This window comes from Colwellia echini, assembly GCF_002843355.2.
In the GTDB taxonomy this organism is placed as follows: domain Bacteria; phylum Pseudomonadota; class Gammaproteobacteria; order Enterobacterales; family Alteromonadaceae; genus Colwellia; species Colwellia echini.
This window is the reverse complement of record NZ_PJAI02000001.1, coordinates 363,016-375,049: the sequence shown is the minus strand read 5'-3', so window position 1 is coordinate 375,049 and position 12,034 is coordinate 363,016. Positions and strand designations below refer to the sequence as shown.

Here is a 12,034-nt window from a genome sequence, read left to right as displayed (position 1 = left end):
CTAGAAGAATTATGTCCGTAAAAGATCAAATAGCAGAACAAATACGTTCTGATATTATCGCTGGAGATTTAGCTCCTAATACGAAATTAAATGAAAAAGAGATGGCCGACAGGTTTGGTGTATCACGAGGTCCAATCAGGGATGTAATTCTTCAATTAAGTAAAGAAGGTTTATTAATCTCTAAAAATAACTGCGGTGCTTCTGTTAACAGTGTACTTGATCCTAAAATACAAAAGTTAATGATTAAGCTTCGTAGAGATATTGAAGTTTTTGCTATCGAGCAATTAAAAGATAAGTTAACCGCACGAGAATTAGCAGACTTAGATACAATATTAGAGCAATTGCAAAGTGCCTTTGATAAAGAAGACTATACCGAAGTAACTAAGATTGATATTTCTTTTCACAAATATTTAATTAACAAAGCTGGGGGTGATGAACTTGTTAATATTTGGTACCCTTACGTGATGAGAATGCGTTTGAATTACAAACGAATTACCTCAAGTGCGGAATGCGTAGCTGAGCATAAGTTAATTGTAGATGCCTTGAAAAACGCCGATATCCCTGCTGCGATCAAAGCAACCAAATCAAATATTCGATGATTGATAAATATCAATGTAAATAGTAAATAGTTAATAATCATATATTATTTACTATTTACTATTTACTAAACTACTACGGTTGGAAATAACTATTATTCAACCAATTGACCAAAACAGAGTAAATTACAACCCATATCTTTTAACTTTATTATGTGTTTAATAAAATTACTATAGCTCCCATACAACTAAAATTTATAGCTGTTTTATCTTGCGTATAACATAGTTCACAAATCTACCCAAATTATTATAACACTTGGTTTTATTCTTAATTGCTAAATGCTATTACTTTTATTAGGCGCCTATTCCTTATATACCTCTTACTGTCCGCTATCAAGTCTCCACTAGTTTCTAAAAAATCACAAATGACATTTATTAACATTCCATAAAAAAACAGCTTTAGTTGATTGTTAACAATGATTGGGTTAATGTTTATTCATGATTAATCATAATTTCATTTGGTATAAATATAATAAATATTAATGATTCTTATGGATTAAGGTTGAGGAAATATTTAAGGAAGTATATATGTTTAAAAGTATCAAGAACGTAAAAGAAATATCTATAATTGGAGGCTTTGCGCTTATTTTATTAGGTGGTTGTGCTCAAGAGAGATCCATTAATACTAGCAATCCTTCATTGACTAGTAATACTGACACTTCAACTGAAAAAGTGGGAGGGAATCATAACCCTCTGGCAAAAGTAACCTCTCAATACAAAACACTTGGCAGCATTGAAATCATTAATAACAGCGCCAAAGCCTATTTAGATGCTTCAAGTAAAGTGGTTGAGATAGCCACCGGTTTTAAATGGACAGAAGGACCACTTTGGCTTAACAAAAGTGACACCTTAATATTTTCAGACATCCCTGATAATAAAATTTATCAATACAACGAAAAGTCAGGACTATCGGTCTACCTTAATAAAACAGGGGCTACAGATCTTGTTGAAGGTGACTATTTAGGAGGTTCAAACGCTTTATTGCTCAATCAGTCAGATCAGTTGGTGTTATTACAAACTGGAGATCGTCGTGTTTCCATAATGAATGCGCCGCTAGATCAACCGCAATCGCTGTTTTCTACTTTAGCTGGTGCATATCAAGGGCTTAGATTAAATAGCCCCAATGACGGTGTATTTGATCAGCAAGGAAATTTATATTTTAGTGATCCTGCTTACGGTTTGAAAGATAAATTAGATGACGAACGCAAAGAGCTTACATTTCAAGGCGTATACCGTCTGACACCTTGGGGAAAGCTATCAGTTATAGATGAAACAATAAAGTTCCCTAATGGTATTGGAATTTCACCTGATAATAAAACGCTTTATGTGGCGGTATCTGATGAACAAGCACCCGTTTGGTTTGCTTACGACATTGAAGACGATGGCTCAGTTGTAAATAAACAATTACTTCATGATGCAAGTACTAATAAGCTTGATAATGACATTGGTGTACCTGATGGCATGGCAGTTCACTCTAGCGGCGTAATATTCGCTACAGCCCCGGGTGGTGTTTGGTTATTAAGTGCAAATGGTGAATTATTAGCAAAAATTAATACTGGAAAATTTTCCGCAAATTGTGCTTTGTCAGCTGATGAAAAACAATTATTTATCACGGCGCACGATAGTATTTTAAAAGTTGATTTAAATTAAAAATTGGCTACTCGCTGTTAGCTGACGAGACATTACTCGCCAGCTCTAACGGTAATGTTTTAAATAACACAGTTAATTTCTCAGCAAATAGAGCAAGTTGTTAGCGTTCAACTAACTCAACAACACACGGAAAGATTATTATAAATTTTACGCTTACTTAAGCCACAATCAGAAACCAATATAATACATTGAAGTAATTCACATAATCGCGACTTTCTTGACACATTTTGATTCAGTTTCCGCCCCACGCCTAGTGCGTTCTAAAAAACACAACCTGATGGATATTCTCTTATTCTCGATAAGTGCCTTGTATTTAACCATTCCTCCTACGTATAAAAAAAACACCAAGTAGATAGTACGGCTATAAATTAACACCGAAATCCTTTCATGTTATTTAAAGTAAACGATTCTTTAAATACTGTTTTTGTTAACAATTAATGTTTGACAGTAATCATTACGTTGTGAGATATTTAGTTATGCATTAAAAGTAAACAAAAAATAATACGTAATCTAATGCGGCATAGAAAAACTACCTCCATTCATTACTGTTTTAAACATATCACGGGAATAGACATGAAAATAAACACAACAAAATTTCGAAGAACTGCACTGTCAACAGCAATTTTACTGGCGAGTGCGGGTTCGATAACTCAATTACATGCTGCAGAAAGTAGTACCGAAAAGAGCATGATTAAGGATGTTGAAGTAATTCAAGTAACCGGTATGCTTGGTTCATTGAGTAAATCAGCACAAATGAAACGTACTGGAACAGGTGTTGTTGATGCTATTTCTGCTGAAGATATCGGTAAGTTCCCCGACGCAAACTTAGCAGAATCATTACAACGTATTACAGGTGTTTCGATTGACCGTACTAATAATGAAGGTAATGGAGTTACGGTGCGTGGTTTTGGTCCAGATTTTAACTTAGTAACACTCAATGGCAGACAAATGCCTAACTCTTCTGCTCTACAATCTGAGGGGATTGATCGTAGTTTTAATTTTAACGAAATCAGCTCAGATGCTGTGTCTGCAGTAGAAGTATTCAAAACTGGCCGTGCTGATCTGGATTCAGGCGGCATTGGTGCAGTTATTGACATTCAAACCGCGAAACCATTTGATTATGATGGATTTAAGGCTACAGCGAGTGTTAAAGCTGTTGTAGATACCACTGTTGATAATGTAACCCCTGAGTTTTCAGGTATGATCAGTAATACATTCCTTGACGATACTTTTGGTATTTTAGTAGCCGCTTCGTATGCTGAACTCAATAGTGAAAGTAAACGTATAGGTACTCAATCAGGTTGGAATACTAACTTTCCAGCACAAGTAGCAGGCAATATTGATAAAAGTAATATTAATACCGCATTAAACCCTGATAAAACTACCTGGGGTGTAAATACCGTTGACTCAGATTATTCACACAATGAGCGTACACGTACAAATGCCCAAGTAGCATTACAATGGGCACCAACAGACACCATTGTTGCCTCTGTCGAGTATTTCTTATCTCGCTTAGAACGTAGCAACTCAATGACTCGTAGTAGTTTCTGGTTTGATAATATTGAAACCGGTACAGCCGATGCCAATGGTACTATTATCAATCCTGCACGTGAAAATGATGAATTAAACTTTTGGGCGTGGGAGTATAACTTTGAAACAAAAAATGATTCTCTTGGTCTTAACATTGAGTGGATGGCAACAGACTCTTTAACCTTTACGTTAGATGCTCACGACTCTACTTCACACTCTAATCCAGGAGCACAGCCCGCAGAAAGTATCGCGAATATGAAAAATCCTGGACAACTTGTAGATATCAGTGCTGACTTCACATCTGATATGCCTATGGTTGGTTATGATGCTTCAGCTTTGCCTGGTGGCGACCCATATGCTCGAGAAAACATTGTCGGTGATATATATCAAAGACGTGGCTACGAAATTGAAAATAATATTCAACAAGTTGCACTTGGTGGTACTTGGCAAAGTAATGGCGACGCGGCGCTAGAGGCTATTCATTTTGGTGTGCAAAATACTGTTTATACTGTTGATACTACGTTAAGAGAAGAAGCTAACTGGAATGTTAGTGGTATGGATCTTAGCGAGCTTGATATGACGCTTGTTCCCGGTGAAATCGGCTTCCAACAACATATAGATTATAGCGCTGTTCAATTTTTCGATTTACTTGATAACCAAAATTTATTAAATGATCCAACATTAAAAACTAATGGTATGGAAGAAGATACAATCGCAGTATATCTTGCTGTTGATTTTATCACTGAAATTTATGATATGACATTTATCGCTAATTTAGGCGTTCGTTATGAAGATACTGATGTAACTTCTTATTCAGTCGTCCCTCCTGTAGTAGGGTTTAACTGGATAACTGACCTTGAAATGTCTGAATATGTCCTACCTGATACTCCAAATGTCTCAAGTAATTTATCTGGTGATTATACGAGTACCTTACCAAGTGTTAACTTAAGTTTACAAGTTACTAATGATTTAATTACTCGTTTTTCTTACAGTAAGACACTATCAAGAAGTACCATTGATGCTATGTTCCCGGCAACATCTCTAAATGACCATTTTTCAACAGGGCCTTTTAGAGCATCACAAGGTAACCCAGGACTATTACCTTACCTTGCCGATAACTTCGATTTCTCTTTAGAGTATTATTATGCCGAAGGTAGTTATGCTTCAATTGGATATTTCAGCAAAGATGTTGATAACTATATAGGTACTGGTGAAGAAGATAGAGTAATTAATGGCGTAAATGGTCCATTAACTAATCCAAGTATAAACCCACGCGGAATATGTCCAAGCGGCTCTAATTCTGATCCAGATCCAGATTGTCTGTCTCAACCACAAGATCCAGCTATTATATGGACAGTGACCACGCCAATTAATCAAGACAGTACTACTGTAGACGGGTGGGAGTTAAACATTCAAAACATATTTGGTGATACTGGTTTTGGTGCTATAGCTAACTATACGATAGTAAATACAGCTGATGAATATGACCCTTATTCTCTAGATAACCAGTTTGCGATTACCGGTTTAAGCGATACCGCTAACTTAGTCGGTTTTTATGAGAATGAATCATTTGAAATCCGTGTAGCTTATAACTGGCGTGATGACTTCTTGTTACTTGCTGGTAGTAGCCCTGTATTCACTGAAGCTTATTCTCAAATTGATATTTCAGCGAGTTATGATATTAATGACTCAGTTTCTATATTTATTGACGGTTTAAACATCACTGAAGAAGATACTCGCCGCCATAGCCGATTCTCAAATCAAATTGTTGACTTTGAACAATATGGTGCCCGTTATAATGTTGGTGTTAGAGCTGTTTTCTAATCATTAATCATTAGAAAACATTCATTAAATGGGGGGTACTCTAATTAGAGTACCCCTTTTTTTATAAAAATTTAATATTAGTTTAAATCCGTTGAATTAGTTAAGTTAGTTAAAAGGGTTATTAATAATGACAAGTAATGTAAAAAATATTGTTATTGTAGGTGGCGGCACAGCTGGCTGGATTACTGCAGGTACCCTAGCCGCTAGTTTAAAAAAGAAAGTCAGCTCTGGTTATTCAATTACCTTAATAGAATCAGCCCGTGTACCCATCGTTGGTGTAGGTGAAGGTACTTGGCCGACCATGCGTAACACGTTAAAAAATATGGGCATAAAAGAAACTGATTTTATCCGTCAATGTCATGTATCTTTTAAACAAGGAGCTAAATTTTGTAAATGGGTTACCGGTAAAGATGATGACTTTTATTATCATCCATTGATCTTACCTCAAGGCCATAACCAAATAGATCTAACGCCTCATTGGCTGGCATCAAACTCACAACAATCATTCGCTCAATCGGTTTGTCCTCAAGAAGCTATTTGTGAATTAGGTTTAGCACCAAAACACATAACAACTGCTGAGTACCTCGCACAAGCTAATTATGCGTACCATTTAGACGCAGGTTCATTTTCTGAGTTTCTTAAAAATCACTGTAAATCACAGTTAGATGTTAAACATATTGTTGATGATGTTTGTCAAATTAACAGTCTTGATAACGGCGATATTGCGTCAGTTACCACAAAAGAAAACGGACTAATTTCAGGCGACTTATTCATAGATTGCACAGGTTTTAACGCTTTATTACTAGGGAAACATTTTAAAGTACCCTTTATTTCTTGCGAAGATAGTTTATTTGCCAATCAAGCTATTGCAGTACAAGTTCCTTACAAACAAGAAGATAGCCCTATTCAATCTCATACACTCTCAACGGCACAATCAGCTGGATGGATTTGGGATATTGGTTTATCAACAAGGCGTGGTGTTGGCAGTGTTTATTCAAATAATCATATTAGTGAAGACCAAGCACATCAAGAATTATTAAATTACTTAAAACCTACGGTAGCGGAGCCTGAAAAGTTAACATTTAGAAGTATTCCAATTAAGGCAGGTCATCGTCAACGTTTTTGGGAAAAGAATTGTGTTGCAATAGGTTTGTCCGCTGGTTTCTTAGAGCCGCTTGAAGCATCAGCCATACTATTAATAGAAATATCAGCACAAATGATTGCCGATCAATTACCTACAAACCGTTTTGCTATGGATATATTAGCAAAACGTTATAACGAAACCTTCACTTATCGATGGCAACGTATTATTGACTTTTTAAAGCTCCATTATACATTAACTAAACGTACCGATAGCCAATTTTGGCTTGATCATCAAAACACCGATACAGTTTCAGAGCGATTGCAAGAACAACTTGAGCTATGGAAATATCAATTCCCTTGCGATAACGACTTTGAACAATCATTAGAAATTTTTCCAGCAGCCAGTTATCAATATGTTTTATATGGCATGGGCTTTAAAACAGAGCCAAACCCTTTAGGTATGTCAGCACAAAGTATTGAGATGGCACAACAGCACTTTCAAAAAAATCTGATGCAAAGTAACGCCTTAACATCATCATTGACCAGTAATCGAGAATTACTGAATAAAATTCAACGCTACGGCTTACAAACTGTATAAATATAAGGAATTTAACATGACTACATTAGAAGTATTGGATAAAAATATACATAAAAACACCCGTATTATTACTGGACGCGGGGCTGAATTTGGTGAAAATATTCATTTAGTACCAGTTATTGCTCAAGAGTTACATAAATTAGTTCTTGAATACCCAATATGTTTAATAAAAGACAATAATACGGGTCAATTTGGTTTAAATGCCTTATTAGGTTTTGAGGTTGGTGAGAATTTATTTTTACAAGGTAACGAATGGCAAGCAAATTACCTGCCTTTACACATATTAAGACAACCTTTTATGGTGGGTGTAAATGCTAAACAAGGAGAACAACCTACCCCTGATAATACAGTAATTACCATCAATACGGCTAATGCGCGAGTACAAGAAGATACTGGCGAAATGATCTTTGATGAAAAAGGTAATATTACCCCGTATATGCAACAAATGAACAACTTACTTTCAACGTTAGTAAACGGTATTATCAATACAGAATCATTTATCAATACTTTATCAGAGCACAACCTTATTGAACCCATACAACTCACTGTAAACTTAATTGGCAGTAAGGAAAAACGTTTTGATGGTATTTACACTATCAACGAAGAAACACTCAAGCAGCTCAGTAGTGAAGCTTTAAAAGAATTAAATAGCAAAGGATATTTACAAGCCTGTTATTTGCTACTTGCTTCAATAGGTCATGTGCAAAAACTAATTACCTTAAAGCGACAACGAGTATCGGTTGAGGTTAATGATTAATTAGCTAACTCATATACCTTTCCCAAAATAAAAGTAGCCTCTAATTTATTGAAGCTACTTTTATTTTGTTATCCATCGTAGTTAAAAAATTCACTATACCAATTAAAATTAATTCCCTCCCTCTCCTCTTCTTTGAATTGTTGACAATTAACATTATAAAACGCAGTATACATATATAAATAATACATTCAAAAAAACATACCACTTAAAAATACACCAAGATAAAAATAGGAATATAATGAAAACTGTCGTAATTACAGGCGCAAACAGAGGCTTAGGGTTAGGGTTTTGTAAGCATTATTTGTCTGCTGGTTGGCAGGTTATTGCTTTATCTAGAGTCAAGCCAGATATAGAAATATCAAATATAATAACGGATAAACAAAAGGCTCATTTCCATCATATTGACATTGATCTTTTAAGTGAAGAGTCTATTAATAACTCATATAGTAAAGTAGCAAAGATCACTTCCTCTGTTGATTTGGTACTCAATAATGCTGGTGTCGCTGAACATGAAAAATTTGGCCATTGGACTCAGCAAGCATTTATAAAAAGTTTCACCATTAATGCCATAGCTCCTGCTCTACTTACACAAACAATATCACCACTACTTAGTAATAATGCAAAAGTAATTCAATTAACTTCAGGGCTTGCCTCATTGCATGAACATATAGGACCTTTAGAAGACTTTGAAAGTTATAGTATGAGTAAAGTAGCGGTGAACATGCTGAGTCTACGTTTAGCCGTAAAGCTAGCCGAACGCCAAATAACAGTTTGCTCAATTAGCCCCGGCTGGGTAAAAACATCGATGGGTGGGGATGAGGCGCCAACAAGTGTTAGTCAAGCTGTAACTGATATCACCAACACTATTGAAGAATTAACCATTTCGCAAAGTGGCGGTTTTTTTGATGAGCTAGGCAATTCCCTTTCATGGTAATAGCGCTCTATTGCATAATTTAAAATTTTAAAACAGGGTTTATATATGAATATTCGTAACTTTATAATGTTAGCTTTACTGTTAAGTATGGCTCATAGCCAAGTTCACGCTAAAGATATAGCAAAAGTTAATACAACAGATAACCGACCAAATATTATCGTAATTTTAGCTGATGATCTTGGCTATAACGATGTCGGTTTTACAGGTGCTACACAAATCCAAACCCCAAATATTGATGAATTAGCCAATAATGGTATCAAATTCACCAATGGTTACGTTACTCACCCCTATTGTGGCCCTTCACGTGCAGGGTTAATAACAGGTAGATCACAAGCAAGATTTGGTATGGAAAATAATGTGTCTTACCTTCCAGATGACCCTCATATGGGCTTACCCCTTGATGAAATAACCTTTGCAAAACGTTTACAGAAAGTAGGTTATAAAACTGCAGCGTTTGGTAAATGGCACTTAGGTGGCGCCCCTCATTTTCAAGCAAACAATCGTGGTTTTGATTACTTTTATGGCTTTTTAGACGGTGGCCATAATTATATGCCAGGAGAAGTAGAAGTTGGTGGTGACGGTTATTCTCTGCCAATAATGAGAAACACTGGCGTAGCAGAGTTTGATGAATACCTAACAACCGCATTAAGTAATGACGCTGCACGATATATTAATAATAGCGGTGATACACCTTTTTTAATGTACCTGGCTTACAACGCACCTCATGCTCCTTTACAAGCACCACAGGAATTTATTGATAAATATTCACATATTGAAAACAGAGAACGTCGAATATATGCAGCCATGGTAGATGCCATGGATGAAGGCATTGGTAGGGTTGTTAATGCACTAGAAAAAGAAAATAAATTAGACAATACCTTGATTTTTTTCCTATCTGATAACGGTGGTGTTTATCCAGAAGCATGGTTACCTGATTTTAATTGGGCAGACAACTCGCCATTTCGACGTGGCAAAGTTGCCTTATTAGAAGGCGGTGTGCATGTCCCCTTTATTGCTCATTGGCCGAAAAAGATACCTAAAGGCTCAACATTTGATGGCTTAGTTTCTTCACTCGATATTGCTGCAACATCAGTTGCCCTTGCAGGCGCAGATGCTTCTGATGGAAAACTTGAAGGGGTTAACCTCATTCCATATGCGAGCGGTGAAAAACAAGGCTCTCCTCACCAAGCCTTATTCTGGCGATTAGAAGAAGCGGATAACATCTGGGCTGTTCGTACAGTCGATTCAAAATACTTAAGTCAACCATTGCCTAATGTTGGAAGAAGTTTTTTTGATATGAAAACAGATCCTACTGAACGTAATAATATTGTAGATCAATACCCAGAAAAGCAGGCTCACTTAGCAAAATTGTGGAACGAGTGGAATGCAAAAAACATTAACAACATACACTTACAAAAATATGAATATGACCAGGCTAAGAAGAAGTTTTTTGATGACTTATATCAACAACAGCTTAAAGCGGCGGCTGAGCAGAAAACTTATGTAATTAAGTAGACTGTTAAAAAAGGTACTTAAATCGTACATAAACTGGATAAGTACCCAAATTTATTTTTTGTGAGTGATTTTTTATGAATAAAGTAAAGCAAACGATGTTAACTGCCTTGTTAAGTATTCTGTCGTTATCAGTTAGGGCAGAACCTCAAAAACCTAACATTGTATTATTGTTTTCTGATGATGCTGGTTATAGCGATTTTAGTTTTCAAAAAGCAGTTAATAACAATAACTTCCTAACGCCTAATATTGACAACCTCGCTTCCCAAGGAGTTCGGTTCTCGCAAGCTTATGTTACGGCAGCTGTTTGTGGACCTTCTCGTGCGGGTTTAATAACGGGAAAATACCAACAAAAATTTGGTTTTGAAGAAAACAATGTACCTGGTTACATGAGTAAATCAGGACTTGATTATGATGATATGGGGTTACCTCTTAATCAAATAACTCTTGCAGATAGATTAAAAGCTCTTGGCTACAGAACCGCAATTTTTGGTAAATGGCATTTAGGTGACGCCGAACGATATCACCCGTTAAAACGTGGTTTTGATGAGTTTATTGGCTTTCGTACAGGTTCTCGTAGCTATTTTGAATATGATGATAAAAAATTACCGCAAGTCCCACAAAATGAAAAACTAGAATACGGTTTTGGTGATTACCGAGAGCCCAAACAATACATGACTGACTTTTTGGCTGAAGAGGCAAATCAATTTATAGAACGAAACAAAGACACGCCATTTTTTGCTTTTGTTTCTTTTAATGCCGTCCATACCCCAATGGAAGCACACCCAGATGATTTAGCAAAAATAAAAGGGCTTAGCGGAAAGCGAAAAGAGCTTGCTGCCATGACCATCGCACTTGATCGCGCGGTAGGAAAAATCCTTAAAAAATTAACTCAATTAGGCTTGGATGAAAATACCATTGTCGTGTATACCAATGATAATGGCGGGCCATCAGATACTAATGCGTCTGTAAATTTCCCTTTGAGCGGAACCAAAGCAAATCATCTAGAAGGAGGTATTAGAGTACCTTTCATTATCCGTTGGCCAACTAAAATTAAAGGTGATTCGTCCTATTCTCATCCTATTAGTACACTGGATTTATTGCCTACATTTGTCACTGCGGCAGGCGGAAAAATTTCCACCGAAGACGATCTAGATGGCGTAAATTTACTGCCTTATTTAAATAATCAAACAACAGAAGTCCCTCACCCAACACTCTTTTGGAAAAAAGAAGTTCGCGCAGCAGTACGAGATGGAGATTGGAAATTATTACGTTATCCAGATCGCCCTGCAGAACTTTATAATATTAAATTGGATGAAAGTGAATTAAACAATTTAGCTCATAAATATCCTGAGAAAGTTCGTGAGCTATACAAGAAGATTTTTGAATGGGAATTAACGCTAGAACGGCCTCTATGGCAATTAAAACGAGAGTATGAAGGTAAGGCAATGGAACGTATGGATGCATACCGCCCAGCGGCTATAAATGTTATGTAACGTAAACTTATTATCCTAATTTAGGAAGTAATATGTTCTTGTATTACCTAATAC

The 12,034-nt window shown here is 36.2% G+C and carries 8 protein-coding genes; all 8 read left to right on the top strand.

Annotation, left to right across the window (positions count from 1 at the left end; translation table 11 throughout):
- Positions 1-11 precede the first annotated feature (11 nt).
- Positions 12-599 carry a GntR family transcriptional regulator gene (locus CWS31_RS01470; protein WP_170252734.1) on the top strand — a complete coding sequence of 196 codons (588 nt, stop codon included), beginning with the start codon at positions 12-14 and terminating at the stop codon, positions 597-599.
- Between the two features lie 525 nt (positions 600-1,124).
- Complete coding sequence (locus CWS31_RS01465) at positions 1,125-2,246, top strand: SMP-30/gluconolactonase/LRE family protein (protein ID WP_148747659.1); 1,122 nt, start codon at positions 1,125-1,127, stop codon at positions 2,244-2,246.
- A gap of 573 nt (positions 2,247-2,819) precedes the next feature.
- The gene (locus CWS31_RS01460; RefSeq protein WP_246143269.1) at positions 2,820-5,600 is read left to right on the top strand and encodes a TonB-dependent receptor; all 2,781 of its coding nucleotides are present in this window, start codon (positions 2,820-2,822) and stop codon (positions 5,598-5,600) included.
- A 127-nt stretch (positions 5,601-5,727) separates the two neighbouring features.
- On the top strand, positions 5,728-7,281 hold the full coding sequence (locus tag CWS31_RS01455) for a tryptophan halogenase family protein (RefSeq protein ID WP_148747658.1): 1,554 nt from the start codon (positions 5,728-5,730) through the stop codon (positions 7,279-7,281).
- 16 nt (positions 7,282-7,297) lie between these two features.
- Positions 7,298-8,038, top strand: coding sequence for a SapC family protein (locus tag CWS31_RS01450; protein ID WP_148747657.1), 741 nt, complete (start codon positions 7,298-7,300; stop codon positions 8,036-8,038).
- Positions 8,039-8,276: 238 nt separating this feature from the next.
- Positions 8,277-8,972 carry an SDR family NAD(P)-dependent oxidoreductase gene (locus CWS31_RS01445; RefSeq protein ID WP_148747656.1) on the top strand — a complete coding sequence of 232 codons (696 nt, stop codon included), beginning with the start codon at positions 8,277-8,279 and terminating at the stop codon, positions 8,970-8,972.
- Positions 8,973-9,017: 45 nt separating this feature from the next.
- Positions 9,018-10,487, top strand: coding sequence for a sulfatase family protein (locus CWS31_RS01440; protein ID WP_342780209.1), 1,470 nt, complete (start codon positions 9,018-9,020; stop codon positions 10,485-10,487).
- A 74-nt stretch (positions 10,488-10,561) separates the two neighbouring features.
- Positions 10,562-11,980 carry a sulfatase gene (locus CWS31_RS01435; protein WP_211355772.1) on the top strand — a complete coding sequence of 473 codons (1,419 nt, stop codon included), beginning with the start codon at positions 10,562-10,564 and terminating at the stop codon, positions 11,978-11,980.
- Positions 11,981-12,034 lie beyond the last annotated feature (54 nt).

Coding starts and splice junctions, on each gene's coding strand:
- CWS31_RS01470 (WP_170252734.1), top strand. CDS start 12: ATGTCCGTAAAAGATCAAATAGCAGAACAAATACGTTCTGATATTATC.
- CWS31_RS01465 (WP_148747659.1), top strand. CDS start 1,125: ATGTTTAAAAGTATCAAGAACGTAAAAGAAATATCTATAATTGGAGGC.
- CWS31_RS01460 (WP_246143269.1), top strand. CDS start 2,820: ATGAAAATAAACACAACAAAATTTCGAAGAACTGCACTGTCAACAGCA.
- CWS31_RS01455 (WP_148747658.1), top strand. CDS start 5,728: ATGACAAGTAATGTAAAAAATATTGTTATTGTAGGTGGCGGCACAGCT.
- CWS31_RS01450 (WP_148747657.1), top strand. CDS start 7,298: ATGACTACATTAGAAGTATTGGATAAAAATATACATAAAAACACCCGT.
- CWS31_RS01445 (WP_148747656.1), top strand. CDS start 8,277: ATGAAAACTGTCGTAATTACAGGCGCAAACAGAGGCTTAGGGTTAGGG.
- CWS31_RS01440 (WP_342780209.1), top strand. CDS start 9,018: ATGAATATTCGTAACTTTATAATGTTAGCTTTACTGTTAAGTATGGCT.
- CWS31_RS01435 (WP_211355772.1), top strand. CDS start 10,562: ATGAATAAAGTAAAGCAAACGATGTTAACTGCCTTGTTAAGTATTCTG.